The sequence below is a fragment of the Acinetobacter sp. UBA1297 genome, from assembly GCF_002307755.1.
Lineage (GTDB): Bacteria > Pseudomonadota > Gammaproteobacteria > Pseudomonadales > Moraxellaceae > Acinetobacter > Acinetobacter radioresistens.
Genome location: NZ_DBUF01000009.1, coordinates 51,156 through 51,964, shown reverse-complemented (window position 1 = coordinate 51,964; position 809 = coordinate 51,156). Strand labels below are relative to the sequence as shown.

Here is an 809-nt window from a genome sequence, read left to right as displayed (position 1 = left end):
ATTACTGATATTGATGACAAAATTATCAAACGTGCCAACGAAAATGGCGAAACAATCCAGGCTCTGACCGACCGTTTTATTCAGGCCATGAATGAGGATGCGCATCGTCTTGGCTGTCTTGCACCGGATGAAGCACCACGCGCAACTGAATATATCGACCAGATGCAGAATATAATTGGCAAGCTGGTAGACAATGGTAGTGCTTACCCGGCAACAAATGGCGACGTTTACTTTCAGGTTGAACAGTTCAATAAATATGGTCGTCTCTCTGGCCGAAAACTTGATGACATGCAAGCCGGAGCCTCTGATCGGGTTGATGTTGAAGTCGACAAGAAACATCCTTTTGACTTTGTTCTCTGGAAACATGCCAAAGAAAATGAGCCTTTCTGGAATTCTCCATGGGGCAAAGGACGTCCAGGCTGGCACATTGAATGCTCGGCCATGTCGACCTGCTGCCTCGGCAATCATTTTGATATCCACGGTGGTGGCAGTGACCTGCTATTTCCACATCATGAAAATGAGATTGCACAAAGTGAAGCCGCAACTGGTGAACAATATGTAAATTACTGGATGCACGTCGGTTTTATTAATGTAGATGGCGAGAAAATGTCAAAATCTCTCGGCAACTTCTTTACTATTCGTGACGTGATGGAGAAATTCCATCCAGAAGTTATTCGCTATTTTATCGTGTCTTCACACTATCGCAGTCCGGTCAACTTTTCTGATGTAGCACTTAAAGAAGCTAAAACAGCCCTTACCCGGTTTTACCATGCTTTTAAAGCATACCAGCAGCAGTTTAATGAAGAACT

General features: G+C 44.1%; 1 pseudogene. It reads left to right on the top strand.

The features are described from left to right. A pseudogene (cysS, locus tag B3R63_RS04380) lies at window positions 1–809 on the top strand (cysteine--tRNA ligase); the annotation flags it as partial.